Genomic DNA, 21407 nt, shown 5'->3' on the forward strand with positions numbered 1-21407 from the left:
GCGGCCGATCACCTATGCCCGTAGGGTATCGCCGCCCAGCAGCTGCCCGTCCCAGACGCCGGCCTCCACCATCGCCCGCACCTCCTCCCGCAGCATCTCCGCGAAGCGGCGCACGGCATTGCTGGGCTGCCGGCCGAGCGGTTCCGCCACCACCAGCTTGCGGGAGAGATGCGGGTCGATGATTGGCGCGGCGTGCAGCCGCCCGGCCTCCACCTCCTCATGCACCGCGGCCCGCGGCAGGATGGTGGCGCCGAGGCCCCGCAGCACCAGCCCCTTCAGCATGGTCAGCTCATCCGCCTCCACCGCCACCTCCAGCGCCAGGCCCCGCCGCTCCGCCTCCGCCTCCACCAGCAGCCGCAGCCCGTGCTGCGGCCCGGGCAGGATCAGGCGATGCGCAGCCACGGCGGCGAAGCCGATGGCGTGGTGCGGGGATGGCACCTGGCCGGAGGCCGTGACGAAGCACAGCGTCTCCACCAGCAGCGGCGAGGCGCGGACCCCCGCCGCCCGCGCCCCGGCATAGACCACGGCGATATCCACCTCGCCCCCCTGCAGCCATTCCAGCAGGTAGCCGCTGAAGGCCTGCACGACGCGCAGCTTCACCTCGGGATGCGCGGTCAGGAACCGCTCCACCAGGCGGTTGGCCACCACCGCGCCGACCGTCGGCGGCATGCCGAAGATGACGCGGCCGCGCACCGCCCCCGCCTCCTCCATCAGCCCCGCCCGCGTCTCCTCCACGTCGCGCAGGATGCCCGCCGCCCGCGCGCGCAGCCGCTCCCCGGCCGGGGTCAGCACCATCCCGCGGCCGTGCCGGGTGAAGAGCGCCACGCGCAGCTCCTCCTCCAGCAGCCGGATCTGCCGGCTGAGCGCGGGCTGGGCGATGCGCAGCCGGTCGGCCGCCCGGCTCAGGCTGCTGAGTTCCGCCACCTGCACGAAGGTATTGAGCTGCCGGAGGTCCATGACCCATCCCATCACGGCATAGCTCAATGCACAACCTTATAGTCCCGCTATGCCAGCCGCCGCGCCATCATCCCTCCCGGAAGCAGGAGGAACCCATGACCCCACCCGAAACCCCCGATTGGCGGCGCCAGGTCTTCGATGTGCTGAAGGCCGCCGGGGTGAAGCACATCGCCTATGTGCCGGATGCCGGCCACGCCACGGCCATCCGCCTCGCCGAGGCCGACCCCGCCATCAACGCCGTGGTGCTGACGACGGAGGAGGAGGGCATCGGCTACCTCGCCGGCGCCTGGCTCGGCGGCGAGCGTGGCGCGCTGCTGATGCAATCCTCCGGCGTCGGCAACTGCATCAACACGCTGGGGCTGGTCGCGATGGCGCGCTTCCCCTTCCTCACGGTGGTGACGATGCGGGGCGACTGGGCGGAGTTCAACCAGCACCAGAACCCGATGGGCCAGGCGACGGAAGCGGCACTGAAGCTCATGGGCGTCATGACCTGGCGCGCCGACCACGCGGCCGACGTCGCGCCCCTGCTGAAGGGCGCCGCCACCATGGCCTTCGAGGGCGATGGCGCCTGCGCCGTCCTGCTCGGCCAGCGCCTGATCGGCGAGAAGGCCTGGGTCCAGTGAGCGCCGGAACCCTCGACCGCCGCGCGGTGGTCGCCGACCTGCTGCGGGACCGCGGCGACCTGCTGGTCGTCAGCGGCCTGGGCTCGCCGAGCTATGACGTCATGGCGGCCGGCGACCACCCGCTCAACTACTACCTCTGGGCCGCCATGGGCAGCGCGATGACGGTGGGCCTCGGTCTCGCCACCGCGCAGCCCTCGCGCCCCGTCGCCGTCATCACCGGGGATGGGGAGGCGCTGATGGGCTTCGGCGCGCTGGCCACCATCGCGCTGCGGCGCCCGCCCAACCTCTCCATCATCGTGCTGGACAACGGCCATTTCGGGGAGACGGGGATGCAGGCCAGCCATACGGGCCAGGGCATCGACCTCGCCCGCGTGGCGGCAGCCTGCGGCTTCCCCGTGGCGGATCGCGTCACGGAACGGCAGGGCATGGAGCCGCTCCGCCGCCGCATCCACGCCAAGGCCGGGCTCAACCTCGCCGTGGTCGGCATCACCGCGGAAAACCTGCCCCGCGCCCTGCCGCCGCGCGATGGCGTGCAGGTCAAGAACCGCTTCCGCCAGGCGCTGGGCTTCCCCCACGCCTGACGGGCCACGTCACCTCACCAGCCCCGGTCGCGGTAGGGCCCGCGGCCGCGCGGCTGGCGGTATTGCTGCTGGTAGTATTGCCGCTGCGACTGCTGCGACTGGTCATAGAGGTAGCCGCCCGCGCCGCCGACACCGGCGCCGAGCAGCGCGCCCAGCCCCGCATTGCCGCTGAAGCTGCCGAGGATGCCGCCGATGGCGCCACCGCCCAGCGCGCCCGTGGCGGTGCGCTGCTGCGTCGGGTTGAGGTCCCCGCAGGCGGAAAGGCCGAGCCCGGCCGCGAGCAGGATGCCGAATTTCATCATGCGCATGGTGGCGTCCTCCTCAGCGCGCAGCGCGCGGCGCGCGGGCCGGCGGCGTAGTCGGTTGCGGGCAGGGGTAGGTCGCCTGTGCCCAGCGCAGCATCCCGTCCAGCGCCGGCTCCCGGGCATATTGCGGGTTGGCCCGCGCCCAGTTGCTGAAGGCGATGCCGGATTCCGCGATGCTCGGCGCCGGGTTCGGCGTGCAGAACAGCGGCCGCATCGGGCCGCCCGAGGGATGCAGCAGCGTGTGGTACTGCCCCGCCGCCGTCAGGAAGCCCTGGCAATAGGCGATCGCCTCCAGCCGCGGCACGCCGCCCCAGCTCGGCTGGCAGACCGCGGCGAGGTCCGCCACCGTCTGGACGTTGTCGATCAGGTCTTCCTGCTGCCGCGTGGCCGCGGGCTGCGCGAAGGCCGCCCCCGCCGCCAGGCATAGCGCGAGTGCTGCCGGTATCGTCGATTGCCGCATGGCGTGCTCCCCTTCGGCCGAAGCGTCCGGCCGCGCAAGGAACGCCGCCGATGGGGAACGGTTGCGCCCGCTACCGCAGCATCGGCACCAGGCTCGCCACCAGCAGCAGCGCCATCAGGATGTTGAAGGCGCGCAGCCGGCCCGGGCTGCCCAGCAGCCGCCCCGCCCCCGCGCCGATCCCCGCCCAGACCAGCAGGCAGGGCATGGAGACCGCGACGAAGACCAGCGCGATGGCGACGACCTGCGGCAGCAGCGGCTCCCCCGGGCGGGTGAAGGCCGGCATCACCGCGGCGGCGATCATCCAGGCCTTGGGGTTCACCCATTGGAACAGCGCCGCGCCCCGGAAGCCCATGGGCGGGCGGCGCGGGCCCTCGCCAGGCGGCGGGGCACTCGCGATCTTCCAGGCCAGCCACAGCAGCCAGGCGGCGCCCGCCCAGCGCATGCCCTCATGCAGCCAGGCGCTGGCCGCCAGCGGTCCGGCCAGGCCAAGTCCCACCAGCAGCAGCATGGCCCCGAAGCCGACGGTGATGCCCAGCATGTGCGGCAGCACGCCGCGCACCCCATGCCCCGCCGCGCCCGCCGCGACCATCAGCACATTCGGCCCCGGCGTCACGGAGGTGGCGATCGCGAAGCCCAGCAGGGGAAGCCAATCCATCATGCGCCCAGCCTGCCAGACAGGCGGATCGGGTCAATAATACTGACCCATATGGCAGCCATGCGTCACGGGTTGGTCAGCGCCATGCGCGCCCCGATCGACTGCACCCGCACCCCGTCATGCGCGACATCCAGCATGACGGAGACCAGGCGGTTGTCATCCCGCCGCGCCCGGTACCGGCATTCCACCGGCGCCCCCGGCGCGGCCGGCGCGCCGCAGGTGAAGCCGAAGCGGGACAGCCGGGCGAAGAGCGGCCCGATCTCGCTGCCGGCGGGGTGCGCCGCGCGCAGGTCCCGCTCCAGCTCCTGCGCGCCGATGCGCGGGCCGGACCGGACGTAGCGCTCCATCTCCGTCGGCCCCGCCGTCCAGCCGCCGCGGAACACCTGCGACGCCACCAGCAGCGCGCCGAGCATCAGCGCCACCATGATCAGGGCGTTGCGCGCGGTATGCGTCTTGCCCAGCGGCGCATCGTCATTGGCGACGCGCCGCTTCCAGGGCAGGGATGGCGGGACCAGGCGGGACAGGGTTCAGGCCCTGTGCCGGGTGACGAGCCGCCCGGGCCGCTCGCCCGTCGCGCCGCCCTTGTCGCCGAAGCCGTGGCGGAAGGTGGGCACGCCATTGGCCCAGACCTCCTCGATCCCGATCGAGGGCAGCGTCGGCGTCTCGAAGGTCGCGGCATCGATCACCGTCGCGGGGTCGAACAGCACCAGGTCGGCATAGGCGCCTTCCCGCAGCACGCCGCGATCGACGATGCCATAGGCCTCCGCGCAGCGGCCGGTCATCTTGTGGATCGCGACCTCCATGCTGAACAGGTTCATGCCCCGGCTGTAGTGGCCGAGCACGCGCGGGAAGGTGCCCCAGAGCCGGGGATGCGGATGCGCGTCATGCGGGATGCCGTCGCTGCCGATCATGGACAGCGGATGCGCCATGATGCGCTGCACGTCATCCTCATCCATCTGGAAGCTGATCTGCCCCGCCGGCGTCAGCTTCTGCGCGGCCGCGCGGATATCCGTGTTCCAGCCGCGGGCGATGTCGGAGAGGTACTTCCCCGCCATCTCGGGATGCGGCACCGACCAGGTGATCATCACCGGCACGTCGTCCCTGAGGCGATCCGGCATCAGCACCGTCGAACCCGCGGGATAGGGATAGACGTCGTAGGCCACTTCCTGGCTGCGCGAATAGGCCTCGATCAGCGGCAGCGTCTGCACGGAGCGCCCGTAATTCTCCGGCAGCGAGCATTTGTGGTGGCTGATCTGCACCGCGACGCCGGCCTTCTTGCCGATGCGCATCGTCTCCTCGATCGAGGCCAGCACGCGATCGGCCTCATCGCGCATATGCGTGGAATAGAGCCCGTCATAGGGCTTCAGCGCCTCGGTGATGGCGATGACCTCGTCGGTCGTCGCATGCTTGTTGGGGTCGTAGTAGAGGCCGGTCGAGAAGCCGGAGGCGCCTTCCTGCATGGCCTGCTTCACGCGGGCATGCATGTGGTTGATCTCCCGCTCATTGGCCGGGCGCATCACATCGCCCTCCATCGCCTCCACGCGGAGCGTCTGGTTGCCGACCAGCGCGTAGACATTCACCTCCGACCCCTTGGAGTTGATGGCGTGGGCGTAGTCCCCGAAATCGCCGAAGCGCCACCAGCCCTCCGCCCCGATCAGGTCGAGCGGCGGCGGCGGCGCCGTCTTGAACCGCGCCGGCGCCAGGGAAACACCGCAGCAGCCGCAGACCACCGTGGTGACGCCCTGGCTGGTCTTGCAGGTGGTGGCCTGTTGGCCCATCAGCACGGCGCGGTCGTCATGGGTGTGCGCATCGATGAAGCCCGGCGCCACCGCCTTGCCCGTCGCGATGATCTCCCGGTCCGCGGACGCGCCCCCGAGGTCGCCGAGGGCCGCGATCCGGTCCCCCTTCACCCCGATATCGCCCACCCGGCGCGGCGCGCCCGTGCCGTCGAACAGCGTCGCGTCACGGATGATGAGGTCGCAGCGGAGGGCCATGGGATGTTCCTAGGCGTCAGGGATCGGTGACACGATGCGGGGCAGGTCGCGCTGGCCGTGGATGTTCTGGACGCGCTCCCCGGTGTAGCGAAACAGAATCACGTAGTCCCGCCAAGCCAGGGGCCGGATATCGCGGCCCAAATCGTCGCGCGGCCGGCCGAGCGTACCCGGCAGGCCCGCAATCTCGTCACAGCGCTGCCGAAGCCGGGCGATGAAGGCCAAGGCCACACGCTGGCTTTGCGCCTCGGTCGCGATCCAGGCGGCGATGTCCGTCAGATCGGCCAGCGCCCCCGGCAGAAGGCGGACGCGCGGCCTCACTCCGGAATGCCGCGTGCCGCCAGGCCGTGCATCGTCTCGGCCAGTGCTGCCTCGATCTCTGCCTCGCCGACTTCCCGCGGATCGGCCAGCGCCTCCGCGATGGACTCCCGCAGCGCCTGGTGCCGCGCCTGGTCGGCCGCGAACAGCCGCAGCGCCTCCGTCACCACATCCTCGGCCGAGGTATAGAGCCCGGATTCCACCGCATCCGCGATCACGCCCTTGAAGCGATCACCGATCTCGATCTTCACCCCGGCGCCCTCCTCGGCCTGCGCGGCGGGATACTAGCACGCGCGGGGGGCATCGCAGGAAGCGGGGCGGACGCGGAGCGCCCTTCGCCCGCCGCCAAACCGCCACGCGCTGAATTCTGTTCCTTCTGCGTTCTTCATGCGCAACCCCCGCTACTGGCAGAGTGGCAACCCGGAGAGGAAGGCCTATGTCGACTGGGTCACCAGGGGCTTCCAGGCCCTGTATGGCGAGGGTAACGCGAGCAAGGCGGGCTCGGTATGGGTCGAGCCCTATTCGCGCATGCGCGACGGCCGGAAGGAGGACGTCTCCGGCCATTGGCGATCCCACAAGCCCGGCGCGGGCGGGGTGGACGACGCGACGCCCATCGCACGCCGCCCGCGCGACGACATGTTTCCCAAACATTCGGAGGGCGGCGGCCCGATGGGACCCGGCGGCGGCGGCGGCGGCACCCGCCCCCAGCCCGGCCGGCCCACCCAACCCACACCGGCCACCCCCGCCCCGCCGCGCCCCGGCGCCCAGACGCCGGAGGAACTGGCCAGCCGGTCGATCCCGGAGAACCGCACATCCAGGCGAACCTACGTCATGCGCGTACCGGAGGGGCCAGAGCAGATGATGCCGGATTTCGGAGCCATGACGGCCGGCCGGCCGGTGATCAGGAAGGCGGGGAACCGCGGTCCTGTTGACGTGGGAACGACAGCCGATGGGAGGAGCGTCATCGCGCGCGGAAGCGCCGATGGCCGACCAACGATCGAGATTCAGCGCGCCGGTGGCGGGCGAACCACACACGAATTCCGCTACGGAGAGAAGTGAGATGACCGAATCGCACCAGACCTCGAGCCTCCCCGACTATTGGCCGATCGACGATCTGGCCCTGAAGGGCATCCTGCCGCATGGCGATGACGACGCCATGCGCCGCGAATTCGCCGAGGCCATGGCCTTCATCGATATCTATCCCGCCGCCTGGGGCAGGCCCGCCACGCGGCTTTCCCTGCCGGCCGTGACCCGTCGCGGCTGGTCGGTCATCGCCACCTTCCTCAACGCCAGCGAGGAGGAGGACGAAGCCCTCGCCCGGGCCGCCCGCCATCGCGCGCCTCATGACCTCGCCGGCAGCATCGTCGCCGGCGACCCGCCGGTGCCGAGCGTCGTCTGGCGCGTGCCATCGACCACGGACGGCGTCCGCCATTTCTGGGCCTGCCACAAGGGCCTGCAGACCCTGATGCTGCCCCCCGATCGCGGCTTCGCCATCTTCGGCGATGGCGAGCAACTCGTGATCCTCGCCGGCCCGCCCGATTTCCTCCGCGCCGCCGTGCCCCACCCCGCCGCCATGCATCGCGAAATCACGGCGCATGCCGCCGACATGGACCGCATCAACGGCCACAGCCACAACACCGATATGCTGCGCCACTATGCGCCCGTGACGATCGACCATTGAGCGCGCCCGCATGACGACCAGCCGCCAGCCCCTCCCCGACTATTGGCCCATCGATGATCTGGCCCGGAGGGGCATCCTGCCGCATGGCGATGACGACGCCATGCGCCGCGAATTCGCCGAGGCCATGACCTTCATCGAGATCTATCCCGCCGCCTGGGGCAGGCCCGCCACGCGGCTTTCCCTGCCGGCTGTGACACGTCGCGGCTGGTCCATCATCGCCACCATGCTCGACGCCACGGACGAGCAGGACGAAGCCCTCGCCACGGCCGCCCGCCATCGCGCGCCCCACGACCTCGCCGCCAGCATCGTCGCCGGCAACCCGCCGGTGCCGAGCATCGTCTGGCGCGTGCCATCGACCACGCACGGCCTTCGCCATTTCTGGGCCTGCCACGGCGGCAAGCAGACCCTTATGCTGCCCCCCGATCGCGGCTTCGCCATCTTCGGCGATGGCGAGGAACTCTGCATCCTCGCCGGCCCACGCGATTTTCTCCGCGCCGCCGTCGCTGATCCCGCCGCCATGCATCGCGAGATCGCCGACCATGCCGCCACGATGGACCGCATCAACGGCCACAGCCACAACACCGATATGCTGCGCCACTACGCGCCCGTGACGATCGACCATTGAGCGCGCCCGCGTGACGACCAGCCCCCAGCCCCTTCCCGATTTCTGGCCCGCCGAGGATTTGGCCGCCCATGGCATCCTGCCAGTCGGCGACGAAGCCATGATGCGCGCCCTGTTCGCGGAGGCACTTCCGCTGATCGAGGTCTACGACGCCCCCTGGGGCCGGCCGGCCACGCGCCTCTCCCTGCATGCCGTCAGGCGGCGTGGCTGGTCGGTCATCCCCGGCTTCCTCGAAGCGCCCGAGGATGGGGAGGAAGCGCTGGTGGCCGCGGTGCAGGCCCGGGCCGCACAGGGTCTCGCCGGCGGCGTCATGGCCGGCCCCGCCCCGCGCCAGAGTATCGTCTGGCAGGTGCCGGCGACGGTCGAGGGAATGCGAAAGTTCTGGCAGTCCCACAAAGGCATGGAAACCCTCCTCCTCCCTCCCGACCTCGGCTTCGCCCTGTTCGGGGAAGGCGAGCAGTTGCGCATCCTCGCCGGCCCGTCCGATTTCCTCCGCGCCGCCGTGCCCGACCCCGCGCGGATGCACCGCGACATCACGGCACATGCCGCCGGGATGGACCGCATCAACGGCCATACGGACGCCACCGACCTGCTGCGCTACTATGCGCCCGTGACGCTGGCGCGCTGAGGTCTTCGCAAGGACCAACCTGGCGTCGCTTCGATGTCGTCGCACACGCCGAGGTGATCGTCCGCATGCGCCTGCCGTGACCCCCGCCAGCGATCCACCAGCCAGCGGCCTCGGCCTCTCGATGGCCCGCCCGGGCTTCGAGCGCCTTCCGCCCGCCGCCGAACGCGACCAGGCGGTGGCCGCGCGCGGCCTTCTCGTGCCCCTCCCCTCCTCCGGCCAGCCGGTCTTCAGCCGTGACGTACTGCGCCATGGCGGCATGCAGGTCGCCTTCCTGCCCTGCGACTTCGCCGACCCGGCCGATCTCGACCGCCTCTGCGCGGCGTTGCGCGCGGCCGGGGTGACGGTGCTGCACGGCACCGCAGTCGCGCCGGGGGCGGCGCCGACAGCGGTGTGGCACTTCCCGGCCGACGCCCCGCTCTACGATGCCTTCACGGCCGATCATCGCGAACCGGCCCTCGCCTGGTCGCCCGACCTGGCCGTCGCGATGCTGACGGATGGCGAGGACATCAGGACCATCGCCGCACCGCCCGCCCTGCTGACCGCGGCGCTGAACGGCCGCGCGAGGATGCTGCGGGAAGCGCTGGCAAGGGAGATCGGCCCCGGCGCTGCGGCGTCCATCGCGGAGATGCTCGACCACTACACCGGCCTGGTGTTCGATCCCGCGCCATGACCCCCCGCGGCAGCGCCTCGGCCCTCCCCGATTTCTGGCCCGCCGAGGACCTCGCCCGGCGCGGCATCCAGCCGCTGGGCGAGGAGGCCGCGATGCGCGCCGCCTTCGCCGAGGCCATGGCCTTCATCGAGATCCACCCCGCCGCCTGGGGCGCCCCCGCCACGCGCCTGTCCCTGCCGGCGATCCGTGCCCGCTTCTGGTCCGTCATCCCCTGCTTCATGGAATCCGGCTTCCGGGCCAGCGGCGACGATGACGACAGGCGCCTGGCCGACGCCGTCCGCGCTTGGGCGAAGGATGGCGTGGCCGGCATCATCGTCACCGGTCCCACGCCCGCCCCCAGCATCGTCTGGCACGTCCCGCCCAGCATCATCGGCGTACGAAGCCTCTGGATGTGCCACAAGGGCATGGAGACCCTGATGCTGCCCCCGGATCGCGGCTTCGCCCTCTTCGGCGATGGCGAGCAACTCGTCATCCTCGCCGGCCCGCCCGATTTCCTCCGCGCCGCGGTGCCCGACCCCACCGCCATGCACCGCGACATCACCGCCCACGCCGCGGAGATGGACCACATCAACGGCCACAGCCACAACACCGATATGCTGCGCCACTACGCCCCCATCACGCTCACCACCTGAGCGATCCCCGCTCGCCACCCGGTTGCGTCGGGCCGCCGGTTGTTCTCTAGTTGCGGGAAAGCAACAGGGGGCTACGACCGATGCAGCGTTCCGTCTTCCCGCCCGTCACCCGCCGCGCCTGGCTTGCCGCCACCGCCGGCACCCTGGCCTTGCCGGGCCTGGCCCGCGCCCAAGCGGCGCCGGTGAAGATCGGCCTCGTCACGGTGCTGACGGGCCCCCAGGCCGCGCCCGGCACCCATCTGCGGGACGGCTTCCTGCTCGGCATGCGGCACCTGGAAAACCGCATCGGCGGCCGGCCCGCCGAGGTGCTGGTCATCGATGACGAACTCCGCCCCGATGCCGCCGTCACCAAGGTCCGCGCGGCGCTGGAGCGGGACCGCTGCGACTTCATCGTCGGCACCCTCTTCTCCAACATCCTCGCCGCCATCATCCGGCCGGTGACGGAAAGCCAGACCTTCCTGATCAGCCCGAATGCCGGGCCCTCCCCCATCGCCGGCCGCGGCTGCAGCCCCTTCTTCTTCGCGACCTCCTACGTGAACGACCAGAACCACGCGGTCCTCGGCGCCGCGGCGAATGACGGGATCGAGGTCGGTGGCACCCGGCGCCCGATCCGCCGCGTCATGATCATCACCCCCAACTACCAGGCCGGCCGCGACGCCGCCGCCGGCTTCAAATCCACCTTCCGGGGGGAGGTGATGGACGAGACCTATGTCGCCCTCACCACCACCGATTTCTCGGCGGAGCTGGCGCAGATCGCGGCCAGGCGGCCGGATGCCATCTACACCTTCATGCCGGGCGGCCTCGGCGTGCAATTCGTCCGGCAGTATCGCCAGGCCGGCATCGCCATCCCCGTGCTGTCCGCCTTCACGGTGGACGAGGCGGTGCTGCCCGCGCAGGGCGATGCGGCGCTCGGCCTCTACACCGGCACGACCTGGACGCCGACGCTGCCGAACGAACAGAACACGCGCTTCGTCGCGGACTTCCTGACGCAGTTCAACTACGTCCCCGCCAGCTACGCGGCCCACGCCTATGACACGGCGATGCTGCTGGACAGCGCCGTGAAGCGCACCAGCGGCAACCTGGCCGACAAGGGCGCGCTGCGCGCCGCCATCCGGGCCGCCGATTTCCGCAGCGTCCGCGGCCCCTTCCGCTTCGGCACGAACAACTTCCCCGTGCAGGATTTCTGGCTCGCCCAGGTCGGCCGCCGCCCGGATGGCCGGCTGCAGACGGAGCACGTCCGCAAGGTGTTCGAGAATGCGGTCGATCCCTTCGCGGCGGAATGCCGCATGCCGGCGGGCTGACCATCATGGACCAGGTCCCCGTCTTCCCCCGCGCCGACGCCTCCCGCGTGCCCTATTCCGTCTTCACCTCGCCGGAGGTCTATGCACGGGAACAGGAACGCATCTTCCGCGGCCCCACCTGGAATTTCCTGGGATTGGAAGCCGAAATCCCGAAGCCCGGCGACTTCAAGAGCACCTATATCGGCGACACGCCCGTGGTGATGACGCGGGCGGAGGACGGCACGCTGGCCGCCTGGGTGAATCGCTGCGCCCATCGCGGCGCCGCCGTCTGCCGGCTGCGGCGCGGCAATGCGCTGAACCACACCTGCGTCTATCACCAGTGGAACTACACGGCGAAGGGCGATTTGCAGGGCGTGCCCTTCCGCCGCGGCATGAAGGAAATGGCGGGCATGCCCGCCGATTTCGACCCGAAGAACCACAGCCTGCGGCAGCTGCGCGTCGAAAGCTATCGCGGCCTGGTCTTCGCCACCTTCGATGACAGCCTCGGCGACGTCGCCAGCTATCTCGGCCCGGAAATGCGGCGCTACGTGGACCGCATCTTCGCCAAGCCGATCGTCTATCTCGGCTGCACGCGGCAGTATTCGAACAGCAACTGGAAGCTCTACCTGGAGAATGTGAAGGACCCCTACCACGCCTCCCTGCTGCATCTGTTCCACACCACCTTCAACATCCTCCGCGTCGGCATGAAGGTCAGCACGGTGACGGACAGCACCGGCCTGCACAGCGCGCTGCTGGTGGTGAAGAACGAGGAGGAGAATGCCGGCGCCTACAAGCAGCAGGCGATCCGTTCCTATGACGAGGGCTTCCGGCTGGAAGACGACAGCGTGCTCGGCATGATCAAGGAGTATGACGAGCTGAGCACCAACCACATCCAGCCGATCTTCCCGCAGCTGGTGATCCAGCAGATCCACAACACCCTCGTCGCGCGCCAGGTCATCGCCAAGGCGCATGACCGCTTCGAACTCGTCTTTCACTTCTTCGGCTATGAGGACGACACACCCGAACTCCGCGCGCTGCGCATCAAGCAGGCCAACCTGGTCGGCCCCGCCGGCTACATCTCCATGGAGGACACGGAGGCGACGGAGCTGGTGCAGCGCGCCGTGACCGGCGGCGGCGAATCCCACTCGGTGCTGGAGATGGCGCGCGGCGCGGCGAATGACCTCGACAGCATGGTGAGCGAGGGCCTGGTCCGCCGCTTCTGGCGCGGCTACCGCGACCTCATGGGCTACGAGACCATCCCGGAACGAGGCATCGCATGAGCCCCGCTTTGCTGCTGCGGATCGAGATGCAGGACCTGCTGGACCGCTACATCGCCGCCATCGATGACGACCGGCTGGAGGAATGGAGCAGGTTCTTCACGGAGGACTGCCTCTACGAGATCATCCCGCGGGAGAATGAGGAGCTCGGCCTGCCCGCGCCGCTGATCCGCTGCGACAACGCCGCCATGCTGCGCGACCGCGTCGCCAGCCTGCGCCACGCCAACATCTATGAGAAGCCGGCCTATCGCCACATGGTCTCCGGCCTGGTGGTGACGGGATCGACGGAGACGGAGGCGAGCTTCCGCGCCAACTATGTGGTGGTGAACACCAGCCAGGAAGGCAGCTCCGCCATCTACCAGGCCGGCAGCTACGCCAGCACGGCGGTGCGCACGGCGGATGGCTGGCGGTTCCGGTCGAAGCGCGTGATCTACGACACATCCCGCGTCCAGACCCTTCTCGCCTACCCCATCTGATCCCGGGCGGCTTTCGCGCGTTCCGGTGGGCATGACCGACACACCCAAGCCCACCGGCGCTGCCGAGCGCATGAACAGCGCGGACCCGACAACGCCCAACACGGCGGCCAAGGTCCAGAAGGCCGGAGTCACCCGGAACCCGGACGCCAAGGTTCCCTCCGACCTCTACCCGGACCCGCCCGGCGTGACGGACGACACCAAGGGCGGGCCGGACGATTAGGCCGCCGCCCCGAAGGCCGGCAGGATCGCCTCCGCCAGCAGCGCGTGGCGCGTGAAGACCTGCCCCGGCACGCGCGGCACATCGGGGTCGGACGTCATCACCACCGTCAACTCCAGCCCCGGCACCAGGTAGATCATCTGCCCGCCATAGCCCCAGGCGAAGATCACCTGCTGGCCCTGCGCCTGCCCGATCCACCACCCCATGCCATAGGCCTGCCCGCTGAAGGCGGATTGGCCGAGCGGCCGCCAGGCCTCCGCCAGCAGCCGGCCCGGGATCACGCGCCCGCCCCCCAGCCGGCAGCATTCCCCGAAGGCCAGCATGGCCCGCGGCGTCAGCGCCATGTCGTTGCCGCCGACATGCAGCCCCTGCGGATCCCGCCGCCATTCCGGCACGGCGAAGCCGAGCGGCGTGCCGATCCATTCCTGCGCCAGGCTGCGGAGATCCCGCCCCGTGGCCCGCGCCAGCGCGGCGCCCAGGATGTGCGACGTGCCGGTCGAATAGACCATCGCGCCGCCCGGCTCCGCCACCATCGGCCGCGTCAGCGCGAAGCGCAGCCAGTCCGGGCTGCTGACCCAGCGGCCATAGTTGCGGCCGGAGGTGCTCTCCAGCCCCGCCTGCATCGCCAGCAGATGGCGGATGGTGATCCGCTGCACCGCCGGATCGGCCTCCCGCGGCAGGCGCGGGCCGAGCAGCGGCGCCACCCGATCCTCCAGCCCCACCACGCCGCGGGAGATCGCGACCAGCGCCAGCATCGCCAGCACGGTCTTGGAAGCCGATTTGATGTTGGCCGGCCGGTCCAGCCTGGCGCCGCGCCAGGCGCCCTCCAGCACCGCCTGGCCGCCCTGGGCCACGATCAGCGTGCGCAGGTCCGGCGTGGCCGCGGCGCGGGCCCGGGCGCCCTCCAGAAGCGTGGCATCGGGCGGGTCGGCATGGGCCAGGGGCCGGGCCGCCAGCAGCAGCGCGGCCGACAGCGCCGCGCGACGGGGAAGGGTCATGCGCGGCAGATGGCCCGGCGCCGGGCCGGGCCAAGCCCGCCGCCGATCACGCCCCGTAGAGCGACTTCGCCTGCTCCGGGCTCACCAGCCCATCCGCCACGTCGCGCGCCACCAGCGCGCGGTCGCGCAGCTTCGCATCGCCCATGCCCCCGCCGCCCGGCAGCTTCAGCAGCAGCCGCTTGCCCTTGGGGATCACCTGGTAGCCCTTGGTGCGGATGGTGGAGCCGTCATTCAGCCCGACCCAGCCCGCCGCCCCGTCGCCGCCGCCATCCCGCCCCTTCGGCGCATTGGCGACGCGGTCGAAGATGGCGTTGACGGCGAACTCCGCCTCCCCCTTCGCACCGATCTCCATCACCTTGCCGAAGCCGCCCCGCGTGCGCCCGGCGCCGGCGGAATCCGGCCGGATCTGGTTCTGCCAGAAGATCACGGGCGCGACGTTCTCCGTCGCCTCCACCGGCATGGTCCGCACGCCGGAGGGAAAGGCCGTGCCATCCAGCCCGTCCTTCGTCGGCCGCGCGCCGGTGCCGCCGGAGTTGAAGGTGATGATCTCGAAATCCGGCAGCTCCGCCACGGCACCGCTGACCTGCGAGCCCCCCCGCAGCGGCGGGTTCCACAGCGCGGAGGACCCTTCCGCATTCACGCGGTCCGGCACCGCCTGGTGCAGGCAGCCCATCATGAGGTCCGGCAGCAGCTGCCCCACCACATGGCGCACGCTGACGGGATAGGGCCGCGGCGCATTGAGGATGCAGCCCTTCGGGATGATCATGCGGAAGGGCGCCAGGCTGCCCCAGTTGTTGGGCACATCCGGCGCCACGACGCATTTGATCCCGAAGCAGGCATAGGCACGGCAATAGGCGGCCGGCACGTTGATGCCGCGGCCGGAGAGGCCGGAGGTCCCGGCGAAATCGACCTCGATGCAATGGTCCTCGATGGTCATCGTCGCCTTCAGCGTGACCGGCGCCTCATAGCCATCGGAGGTGATCTGCGCGACGTAGTCGCCCGGCGGCAGCTTCGCGATCTCCTCCAGCGTCGCGGTCAGCGAGGCGACGAAGATGTAGTCCGCGAGCGGGTCGATGCTCTCCATCCCGTACTCGTCCATCATCTCGACCAGCCGCTTGGCGCCAGCGTCGTTGCAGGCGCAGAGGGAATAGACATCCCCCTCGAGCTCCACGGGAGTCCGGCTGCCCATCCGGAGAAAATCGAAGAAGGTCTCGTTGGGCTTGCCCTGGTCGAAGCACTTCACGATCGGGATGTAGAGCCCTTCCTCGAAGACGCTCCGCCCCTCCGGCCCCATGCCGAGGCCGCCGACATCGATGACATGCGCGGTGTTGGCGAAGAGGCCGACGATCCTGCCGTTGCGGAAGGCGGGCGTCACGACGGTCAGGTCATGCAGATGCCCGGTGCCGAGCCAGGGGTCGTTGGTGATGTAGTGGTCGCCCGGCTTCATGGACGCCGCCGGGAACTTCGCGAGGAAGTGGCCCACGGATTCCATCATCGAATTCACATGCCCCGGCGTGCCCGTCACGGCCTGCGCCAGCATCCGGCCCTGCAGATCGAAGATGCCGGCGGAGAGATCGCCCGCCTCCCGCACCGTGGTGGAGAAGGCGGTGCGGATCATGATCTGCGCCTGCTCCTCCACCACCGCGACCAGGCGGTTCCACTGGATCTGGCGCTGGATCTTCTCGAGAGCGTTCATCGCCATCACGCAGCCTCCCCGCGGGTGAGTTCCAGATAGCCCAGCCCATCCACCCGGCAGCGCCAGCCCGGCCCCACCAGCGTGCTCGTCTCCGCCTCCGCCACGATGCAGGGGCCAGGCACGGTGCAGCCCGGCGGCATCGCCGGCCGGTCATAGACCTTCCACTCCGCGACCTTCCCCGTCGCGGTGTCGCGCACCTGCTGCACGCGGATGGGCGCGGGCGCCGGCGCATCCGCGACCTCCGCCACCGGCAGCACCTCCTCCGACACCGTCGCGACGGTCACGGCGAAGGCCAGGATCTCCACGTCGCTGCCCGGCACCGGCCGGTCGTAGAAGCGCGTGTATTCGGCGTCATACGCCGCGCGGATCGCGGGGATGTCGTCGGCCGTCAGCGGGCGCGCCGGCAGCACGACGCTGATCTCATGCCCCTGTCCGACATAGCGCATGAAGGCGAGCCGATGCTCGGCCAGCTCCGCCCCGAAGGCGCCCTCCGCCACCACGCGCCGCGCCTCCTCCGACATCGCGCCGAGCAGCGCGTTGACGGCGGCCACGTCGAACGACCGAAAGCGCTGGTAGAGGGACTTCACCACCTCATACCCCACTGGCGCGCGCAGGAAGCCGATGGCGGAGCCCACGCCCGCGCCACTCGGCACCAGCATCCTCGTCACGCCGATCTTCTCCGCCACGCGGTAGCCATGCACGGGCCCGCCGCCGCCGAAGGCGATGATCGCGCGTCCCGCATAGGATTTCCCGCTTTCGATGGCATGGACGCGGGCCGCATTGGCCATGTTCTCGTCCACCATCTCCACCACGCCGAGCCCCGCCATCTCCGGCGTCAGCCCCAGCCTCTCGCCCACATCGCGAAACAGCGCGGTGAGCGCGGCGGGCTTGTCAAGCTTCAGCGCGCCGCCCGCAAACAGGTCAGGCTCGTAGCGCCCGAGCGAGAGGTTCGCATCCGTCACCGCCGGATGCTCGCCGCCGCGGCCATAGCAGGCCGGCCCCGGATCGGCGCCGGCGCTTTCCGGCCCCACCTGGATGCGCCCCATCGCGTCGCAATGCGCGATGGAGCCGCCGCCCGCGCCGATCTCCACCATCTCGATCACGGGAATGCGCAGCGGCAGGCCCGATCCCTTCTTGAAGCGCCCGACGCGCGCGACCTCGAAGCTGCGGGATGCCTGCGGCGCATAGTCGTCGATCAGGCAGACCTTCGCCGTGGTGCCGCCCATGTCGAAGGACAGCACCTTCTGCCAGCCGCGCTGCTTCGCCACATGGGCGGAGAAGATGGCGCCGCCCGCCGGCCCGCTTTCCACCAGCCGGATCGGGAAGCGCGCCGCCGTATCCAGCGTCGTCAGCCCGCCGCCCGACAGCATGAGGAAGAGCGGGCAGGTGAAGCCGCCCTCCCGCAGCCCCGCCTCCAGCCGCTTCAGGTAGCTCGCCATCAGCGGCTGCACATAGGCGTTGGCCGCCGTCGTGGAGAAGCGCTCCCACTCCCGCATCTCCGGCGAGACTTCGGAGGAGAGCGAGACGTTCAGCTCCGGCCACAGCGCGTGCACGATCGCCGCCGCGCGCTGTTCATGCGCGGGGTTCACGAAGGCATGCAGGAAGCCGATCGCCAGGCTCTCGATGCCCTCCGCCTTCATGAAGGCGACCTCGTCGGCCACCGCCTTCTCATCCAGCGGCAGCAGCACCTTGCCTTCGTTGTCCAGCCGCTCCGGCACCGTCAGGCGCCAGCGCCGCGGCACCAGCGGCTGCGGCAGGTCGATGTTCAAATCGTACTGGTCGTAGCGGCTCTCATTCCCCAGCGCGAGGACGTCGCGAAACCCCTCGGTCGTCAGCAGCGCCGTCTTCGCACCCTTGCGCTCGATGATCGCATTCGTCGCCAGGGTCGTGCCGTGGATCAGCAGCGTGATGTCGGCCGGCGTCATCGCCGCGCGTTCCATCACCACGCGCACGCCTTCCAGCACGCCGAGTTCCGGCGCATGCGGCGTCGTCAGCACCTTGCCCGTCCAGCGTTCGCCCTCGCGTTCGATGGCGACGTCGGTGAAGGTGCCGCCGATATCGACCGCCAGCCGAGCCGTCACTGCGCCGCCCCCGCCACCCAGCGCTGCACCACCGCGCAAGCCTGCGCAAAATCGTCCATCCGCATCGCTTCCTTCGGATTGTGGCTGCCGTGCTGGTTGCGCACGAAGATCATCGCGGCGGGGATGCCCGCCAGGTTGAAGGCGGCCGCGTCATGCCCTGCGCCGCTCGCCATGCTGAGGTGCTTCACCCCCAGCTCATCCGCCGCCTTGGCCAGCCCCGCCTGGATCGCCGCATCCATCGGCGCCGCGCGGCTCGTCGTCTCCCGCCCCAGCTCGAAGGTCACGCCGCGCCGCGCCTCGATCTCCGGCACCGCCTCGTAGAGCGTCTCCATCAGCGCATCGACGCTGTGCGGATTGACGCTGCGCACATCCAGCTGGAACTGGGCCTCGCCCGCGATCTTGGTGAAGCCGGCCTCCGCCGTCGTGCCCATCACGCAGAAGGTTACCACCAGCCGGTGCCCCTGCGCCTCCAGTTGCACCCAGCGTTCGTCGCAGCGGAAGGCGAGTTCCGCCAGCGCGATCGCCGCATCCCGCCGGTACTTCCGGGGCGTCGCGCCGGAGTGGTTGTATTCGCCCAGCACGCGGGCGGCGCGCAGGCGCCGCGATCCGGGGATGCCGGTGACGATGCCGATCGGCACGCCCTCGCCCTCCAGCACCGGCCCCTGCTCGATATGCAGCTCCAGGAACGCGGCGGTGTCGGCGGCGGAGAAGGTCTTGCCGCCCGCCTCGACGAAGCCGGGATCGAACCCCTCCGCCCGCATATGGTCGGCGAGCGTGCGGCCATTATCCTGCCGCTTCACCTGCAGCTCCTCGGCCTTCAGCAGGCCGAGCGCCCCGCGCGAGCCGGGGTAGGAGATGGGGAACCAGCTCCCCGCCTCCTCCGCGCGGATCGCCAGCACCGTGACGTCACGCGCGGGCACGAAGCCCGCGCGCTTCATGCCGGCGACGGCCGCGAGCCCCGTCAGCACGCCCGCCGCGCCATCGAAATTCCCGCCATTCGCCACGCTGTCGAGGTGACTGCCCAGCACGATCCGCTTGGCCGCGCGATCGCTGCCCGGCAGCGTCATCAGCAGGTTGCCGACGGGATCGGCCCGGCATTCCAGCCCGATCGCCTCCGCCGCCGCCCGGGCGATGGCGTGGGCCTTGCGCTCGCCCTCCCCATAGGCGTCGCGGGTGATGCCGATGCCGTCGAAGGTCGCCTCCCGCAGTTCATCGAACAGGCGTTCGGCCAGCGCCACGTCGGGCGTCAGGTTCGGCAGCATCGGCAGGTTTCCCTCAGAAGGCTTTGACGATGCCACCATCCACGCGGATGATGTTGCCCGTCATGTAGGAGCCGAGCTCGGAGGCCAGGAAAGCCCCCATCGGGCCGAATTCCTTCGCCTCCCCGATGCGCCCGGCCGGGATGGTCGCGGCGCGCTCCTTCATCACCTGCTCCACCGGCACGCCGCGCTTGGATGCGATGTTGCCCTGCGTCTCCCGCTGCCGGTCCGTCAGGATGGCGCCGGGGGCGAGGATGTTGCAGGTGACGTTGTCGCCCGCCACCTCGCTCGACAGCGACTTGTTCCAGCCGACGATGCTGGCGCGCAGGATGTTGGACAGCGCGAGGTTCGGGATGGGCTGCACCATGCCGGTGGAGCCCACGGTGATGATGCGCCCCCATTTCTGCGCCCGCATCGCCGGCAGCAGCTTCATCGCCAAGCGGATGGGGTGCAGCACGATCTTCGGGAACCACTCGGCGATCTGCGCCTCCGTGATCTCCAGCGCCGTGCCGGGCGGCGGGCCGCCATGGTTCAGCACGAGGATGTCGACGCCGCCCATCAGGCGCACCGCCTCATCCCCCAGCCGGTCCATGTCCGCCGCGCTGGCGACATCCGCCGGCACGCCATGGGCGGAAGCCGCCCCCGCCGCCACCAGCTCCGCCGCCACGGCATCCAGGCTGGCCTGCGTCCGGCCGGAAATGACGAGATGCGCGCCCTCCGCCGCCAGGCTGTCCGCGATCGAGCGGCCGAGCCCCTTGGAGGCCCCCATCACCAGGGCGCGCTTGCCCTTCAAACCCAGGTCCATGGCATGATTCCCTCTCCGGCCGGATGCGGCGGACCCTGACGCCGCCGCGCGGCGCTGGCAAGCCGGGCACGGTCTGCTAACCCTGGGCCCCTGCCGTCGAGGGAAGAACGCGCCATGCCGAAGCCTGTCCTGCTGCTGACCCGCAAGCTGCCCGAGGCCATCGAGGCCCGCGCCGCGCGGGACTTCGACGCGCGGCTGAACAGCACCGACGACCCCTGGTACAAGGATGGCGCGGAGATCGCGCGCCGCGCGGCCGCCTGCGGCGCCGCGGGCATCCTCTGCGCGGCCGGGGACCCGATGGGCAGCGCGACGATCGAGGCGCTGCCCCCCTCCGTGAAGATCATCGCCACCTTCTCCGTCGGCACCGACCACCTGGCGATCCCGGCCGCCACGGCGCGGGGCATCACCGTCGCCAACACCCCCGGCGTGCTGTCCTTCGCCACCGCCGAATGCGCCTTCACCCTGATGCTGATGGCCGCCCGCCGCGCCGGGGAAGGCGAACGCCTGGTGCGCGCCCGCGCCTGGACCGGCTGGGCGCCGACCCAGCTGATGGGCGTGACGCTGGAGGGCAAGAAGCTCGGCATCGCGGGCTATGGCCGCATCGGCCAGGAACTCGCCGCCATGGCGCGCGGGCTGCGGATGGAGATCCACTACCACAACCGCAACCGCGTGCCGCCGGAGGTGGAAAAGGGCGCCATCTTCCACGCCGACGCCAAATCCTTCCTCGGCGCCATCGATGTGTTGTCCATGCACATTCCGGGCGGCGAAGCGACCCGGAAATGGCTGAACGCGGAGCGCCTCTCCTGGCTGAAACCGGGAGCAATCATCGTCAATACGGGCCGCGGCGGCACGGTCGATGATGTCGCCCTTGTTACGGCGCTGTCATCTGGCCATATCCGGGCGGCCGGACTCGACGTCTATGACGGCGAGCCCGCCGTCCACGAAGGATATTTCGGACTCGAAAATGTTGCGCTGCTCCCACATCTCGGCAGCGCGACGGAGGAAACGAGAAACGCCATGGGGCATCGCGCATTGGATAATCTCGATGCCGTCCTGCTGCGTGGGACGATCGCACGCGATGCGCTGAAGTGATCGAATTTTTGGCAGCACTGAATGATTGACATTCGGGGGGTGGTAGCGCCCAACTATTTATGGTTGCAGAAAATCAATAAACTTTTCAACTTCCACGTTGCCG

The 21407-nt window shown here is 70.4% G+C and carries 26 protein-coding genes; 13 read left to right on the forward strand and 13 right to left on the reverse strand.

Annotation, left to right across the window (positions count from 1 at the left end; all coding sequences use genetic code 11):
• Window positions 1-12: 12 nt before the first annotated feature.
• The gene (locus tag JJI54_RS13340; RefSeq protein WP_203073507.1) at window positions 13-957 is read right to left on the reverse strand and encodes a LysR family transcriptional regulator; all 945 of its coding nucleotides are present in this window, start codon (window positions 955-957) and stop codon (window positions 13-15) included.
• Window positions 958-1052: 95 nt separating this feature from the next.
• Between JJI54_RS13340 and JJI54_RS13345 the strand changes: the two genes are divergently transcribed.
• Both JJI54_RS13345 and JJI54_RS13350 read left to right on the forward strand, forming a co-directional pair.
• Complete coding sequence (locus JJI54_RS13345) at window positions 1053-1580, forward strand: thiamine pyrophosphate-binding protein (protein ID WP_203073508.1); 528 nt, start codon at window positions 1053-1055, stop codon at window positions 1578-1580.
• Window positions 1577-2161 carry a thiamine pyrophosphate-dependent enzyme gene (locus JJI54_RS13350; protein ID WP_203073509.1) on the forward strand — a complete coding sequence of 195 codons (585 nt, stop codon included), beginning with the start codon at window positions 1577-1579 and terminating at the stop codon, window positions 2159-2161. Before JJI54_RS13345 ends, JJI54_RS13350 begins: the two co-directional genes overlap by 4 nt.
• A 14-nt stretch (window positions 2162-2175) precedes the next feature.
• Here JJI54_RS13350 and JJI54_RS13355 read toward each other — a convergent pair whose 3' ends face one another.
• The 7 genes from JJI54_RS13355 to JJI54_RS13385 form a co-directional block, all read right to left on the reverse strand.
• Window positions 2176-2469 (reverse strand): glycine zipper domain-containing protein, encoded by a 294-nt coding sequence (locus JJI54_RS13355; protein ID WP_203073510.1) that lies wholly within the window; start codon window positions 2467-2469, stop codon window positions 2176-2178.
• Window positions 2470-2482: 13 nt separating this feature from the next.
• Window positions 2483-2926 (reverse strand): Rap1a/Tai family immunity protein, encoded by a 444-nt coding sequence (locus JJI54_RS13360; protein ID WP_203073511.1) that lies wholly within the window; start codon window positions 2924-2926, stop codon window positions 2483-2485.
• 70 nt (window positions 2927-2996) lie between these two features.
• The gene (locus JJI54_RS13365) at window positions 2997-3584 is read right to left on the reverse strand and encodes a LysE family translocator (protein WP_226381748.1); all 588 of its coding nucleotides are present in this window, start codon (window positions 3582-3584) and stop codon (window positions 2997-2999) included.
• Between the two features lie 62 nt (window positions 3585-3646).
• On the reverse strand, window positions 3647-4006 hold the full coding sequence (locus JJI54_RS13370; protein WP_203073512.1) for a hypothetical protein: 360 nt from the start codon (window positions 4004-4006) through the stop codon (window positions 3647-3649).
• A 102-nt stretch (window positions 4007-4108) separates the two neighbouring features.
• Window positions 4109-5575, reverse strand: coding sequence for an N-acyl-D-amino-acid deacylase family protein (locus JJI54_RS13375; RefSeq protein WP_203073513.1), 1467 nt, complete (start codon window positions 5573-5575; stop codon window positions 4109-4111).
• A gap of 9 nt (window positions 5576-5584) precedes the next feature.
• Window positions 5585-5893, reverse strand: coding sequence for a type II toxin-antitoxin system RelE/ParE family toxin (locus JJI54_RS13380; protein ID WP_203073514.1), 309 nt, complete (start codon window positions 5891-5893; stop codon window positions 5585-5587).
• Entirely contained in the window at window positions 5890-6141 is a 252-nt protein-coding gene (locus JJI54_RS13385) for a ribbon-helix-helix domain-containing protein (protein WP_203073515.1), read from the reverse strand. The genes JJI54_RS13380 and JJI54_RS13385 overlap by 4 nt, the downstream gene beginning before the upstream one ends.
• A 136-nt stretch (window positions 6142-6277) precedes the next feature.
• On the opposite strand from JJI54_RS13385, the gene JJI54_RS13390 reads away from it, so the two are divergent.
• From JJI54_RS13390 to JJI54_RS13435, 10 genes are all read left to right on the forward strand, one after another.
• Window positions 6278-6949 carry a hypothetical protein gene (locus tag JJI54_RS13390; RefSeq protein WP_203073516.1) on the forward strand — a complete coding sequence of 224 codons (672 nt, stop codon included), beginning with the start codon at window positions 6278-6280 and terminating at the stop codon, window positions 6947-6949.
• A gap of 1 nt (window position 6950) precedes the next feature.
• Window positions 6951-7571 carry a hypothetical protein gene (locus JJI54_RS13395; RefSeq protein WP_203073517.1) on the forward strand — a complete coding sequence of 207 codons (621 nt, stop codon included), beginning with the start codon at window positions 6951-6953 and terminating at the stop codon, window positions 7569-7571.
• A gap of 10 nt (window positions 7572-7581) precedes the next feature.
• Window positions 7582-8196: a hypothetical protein gene (locus tag JJI54_RS13400; protein ID WP_203073518.1), complete on the forward strand. Its 615-nt coding sequence runs from the start codon at window positions 7582-7584 to the stop codon at window positions 8194-8196.
• Window positions 8197-8206: 10 nt separating this feature from the next.
• A complete protein-coding gene (locus tag JJI54_RS13405; protein ID WP_203073519.1) occupies window positions 8207-8821 on the forward strand; it encodes a hypothetical protein in 615 nt (204 codons plus the stop codon).
• Window positions 8822-8897: 76 nt separating this feature from the next.
• Entirely contained in the window at window positions 8898-9491 is a 594-nt protein-coding gene (locus tag JJI54_RS13410; protein ID WP_203073520.1) for a hypothetical protein, read from the forward strand.
• The gene (locus JJI54_RS13415) at window positions 9488-10123 is read left to right on the forward strand and encodes a hypothetical protein (RefSeq protein WP_203073521.1); all 636 of its coding nucleotides are present in this window, start codon (window positions 9488-9490) and stop codon (window positions 10121-10123) included. Before JJI54_RS13410 ends, JJI54_RS13415 begins: the two co-directional genes overlap by 4 nt.
• Window positions 10124-10203: 80 nt before the next feature.
• Complete coding sequence (locus tag JJI54_RS13420) at window positions 10204-11424, forward strand: ABC transporter substrate-binding protein (protein ID WP_203073522.1); 1221 nt, start codon at window positions 10204-10206, stop codon at window positions 11422-11424.
• A gap of 5 nt (window positions 11425-11429) precedes the next feature.
• Window positions 11430-12683 carry an anthranilate 1,2-dioxygenase large subunit AndAc gene (andAc, locus tag JJI54_RS13425; protein ID WP_226381749.1) on the forward strand — a complete coding sequence of 418 codons (1254 nt, stop codon included), beginning with the start codon at window positions 11430-11432 and terminating at the stop codon, window positions 12681-12683.
• Window positions 12680-13156, forward strand: coding sequence for an anthranilate 1,2-dioxygenase small subunit AndAd (andAd, locus tag JJI54_RS13430; protein WP_203073524.1), 477 nt, complete (start codon window positions 12680-12682; stop codon window positions 13154-13156). Before andAc ends, andAd begins: the two co-directional genes overlap by 4 nt.
• A gap of 31 nt (window positions 13157-13187) precedes the next feature.
• Entirely contained in the window at window positions 13188-13376 is a 189-nt protein-coding gene (locus JJI54_RS13435; RefSeq protein WP_203073525.1) for a hypothetical protein, read from the forward strand.
• On the opposite strand, the gene JJI54_RS13440 is transcribed toward JJI54_RS13435, so the two are convergent.
• From JJI54_RS13440 to JJI54_RS13460, 5 genes are read right to left on the reverse strand one after another with little or no spacing between them, the layout of a single operon-like run.
• The gene (locus JJI54_RS13440) at window positions 13373-14371 is read right to left on the reverse strand and encodes a serine hydrolase domain-containing protein (RefSeq protein WP_203073526.1); all 999 of its coding nucleotides are present in this window, start codon (window positions 14369-14371) and stop codon (window positions 13373-13375) included. The genes JJI54_RS13435 and JJI54_RS13440 overlap by 4 nt on opposite strands.
• Window positions 14372-14417: 46 nt before the next feature.
• Window positions 14418-16073, reverse strand: coding sequence for a hydantoinase B/oxoprolinase family protein (locus tag JJI54_RS13445; RefSeq protein WP_203073527.1), 1656 nt, complete (start codon window positions 16071-16073; stop codon window positions 14418-14420).
• Window positions 16073-18148, reverse strand: coding sequence for a hydantoinase/oxoprolinase family protein (locus tag JJI54_RS13450; RefSeq protein WP_203073528.1), 2076 nt, complete (start codon window positions 18146-18148; stop codon window positions 16073-16075). The genes JJI54_RS13445 and JJI54_RS13450 overlap by 1 nt, the downstream gene beginning before the upstream one ends.
• Complete coding sequence (locus tag JJI54_RS13455) at window positions 18145-19410, reverse strand: Zn-dependent hydrolase (RefSeq protein WP_203073529.1); 1266 nt, start codon at window positions 19408-19410, stop codon at window positions 18145-18147. Before JJI54_RS13455 ends, JJI54_RS13450 begins: the two co-directional genes overlap by 4 nt.
• Window positions 19411-19423: 13 nt before the next feature.
• Window positions 19424-20212 carry an SDR family oxidoreductase gene (locus JJI54_RS13460; RefSeq protein WP_203073530.1) on the reverse strand — a complete coding sequence of 263 codons (789 nt, stop codon included), beginning with the start codon at window positions 20210-20212 and terminating at the stop codon, window positions 19424-19426.
• A gap of 114 nt (window positions 20213-20326) precedes the next feature.
• Between JJI54_RS13460 and JJI54_RS13465 the strand changes: the two genes are divergently transcribed.
• Window positions 20327-21304, forward strand: a complete 978-nt coding sequence (locus JJI54_RS13465; RefSeq protein WP_203073531.1) for a 2-hydroxyacid dehydrogenase — start codon at window positions 20327-20329, stop codon at window positions 21302-21304.
• Window positions 21305-21407: the final 103 nt, after the last annotated feature.

Source organism: Falsiroseomonas ponticola, assembly GCF_016805305.1.
Taxonomy (GTDB): Bacteria; Pseudomonadota; Alphaproteobacteria; order Acetobacterales; family Acetobacteraceae; genus Falsiroseomonas; species Falsiroseomonas ponticola.

Bases quoted from the DNA above. Each gene is read 5' to 3' on its own strand.
- JJI54_RS13340 (WP_203073507.1), bottom strand. From the start codon at position 957: ATGGACCTCCGGCAGCTCAATACCTTCGTGCAGGTGGCGGAACTCAGC.
- JJI54_RS13345 (WP_203073508.1), top strand. From the start codon at position 1,053: ATGACCCCACCCGAAACCCCCGATTGGCGGCGCCAGGTCTTCGATGTG.
- JJI54_RS13355 (WP_203073510.1), bottom strand. From the start codon at position 2,469: ATGCGCATGATGAAATTCGGCATCCTGCTCGCGGCCGGGCTCGGCCTT.
- JJI54_RS13360 (WP_203073511.1), bottom strand. From the start codon at position 2,926: ATGCGGCAATCGACGATACCGGCAGCACTCGCGCTATGCCTGGCGGCG.
- JJI54_RS13365 (WP_226381748.1), bottom strand. From the start codon at position 3,584: ATGATGGATTGGCTTCCCCTGCTGGGCTTCGCGATCGCCACCTCCGTG.
- JJI54_RS13370 (WP_203073512.1), bottom strand. From the start codon at position 4,006: ATGGTGGCGCTGATGCTCGGCGCGCTGCTGGTGGCGTCGCAGGTGTTC.
- JJI54_RS13375 (WP_203073513.1), bottom strand. From the start codon at position 5,575: ATGGCCCTCCGCTGCGACCTCATCATCCGTGACGCGACGCTGTTCGAC.
- JJI54_RS13390 (WP_203073516.1), top strand. From the start codon at position 6,278: ATGCGCAACCCCCGCTACTGGCAGAGTGGCAACCCGGAGAGGAAGGCC.
- JJI54_RS13395 (WP_203073517.1), top strand. From the start codon at position 6,951: ATGACCGAATCGCACCAGACCTCGAGCCTCCCCGACTATTGGCCGATC.
- JJI54_RS13400 (WP_203073518.1), top strand. From the start codon at position 7,582: ATGACGACCAGCCGCCAGCCCCTCCCCGACTATTGGCCCATCGATGAT.
- JJI54_RS13415 (WP_203073521.1), top strand. From the start codon at position 9,488: ATGACCCCCCGCGGCAGCGCCTCGGCCCTCCCCGATTTCTGGCCCGCC.
- JJI54_RS13420 (WP_203073522.1), top strand. From the start codon at position 10,204: ATGCAGCGTTCCGTCTTCCCGCCCGTCACCCGCCGCGCCTGGCTTGCC.
- andAc (WP_226381749.1), top strand. From the start codon at position 11,430: ATGGACCAGGTCCCCGTCTTCCCCCGCGCCGACGCCTCCCGCGTGCCC.
- andAd (WP_203073524.1), top strand. From the start codon at position 12,680: ATGAGCCCCGCTTTGCTGCTGCGGATCGAGATGCAGGACCTGCTGGAC.
- JJI54_RS13435 (WP_203073525.1), top strand. From the start codon at position 13,188: ATGACCGACACACCCAAGCCCACCGGCGCTGCCGAGCGCATGAACAGC.
- JJI54_RS13440 (WP_203073526.1), bottom strand. From the start codon at position 14,371: ATGACCCTTCCCCGTCGCGCGGCGCTGTCGGCCGCGCTGCTGCTGGCG.
- JJI54_RS13445 (WP_203073527.1), bottom strand. From the start codon at position 16,073: ATGGCGATGAACGCTCTCGAGAAGATCCAGCGCCAGATCCAGTGGAAC.
- JJI54_RS13455 (WP_203073529.1), bottom strand. From the start codon at position 19,410: ATGCTGCCGAACCTGACGCCCGACGTGGCGCTGGCCGAACGCCTGTTC.
- JJI54_RS13460 (WP_203073530.1), bottom strand. From the start codon at position 20,212: ATGGACCTGGGTTTGAAGGGCAAGCGCGCCCTGGTGATGGGGGCCTCC.
- JJI54_RS13465 (WP_203073531.1), top strand. From the start codon at position 20,327: ATGCCGAAGCCTGTCCTGCTGCTGACCCGCAAGCTGCCCGAGGCCATC.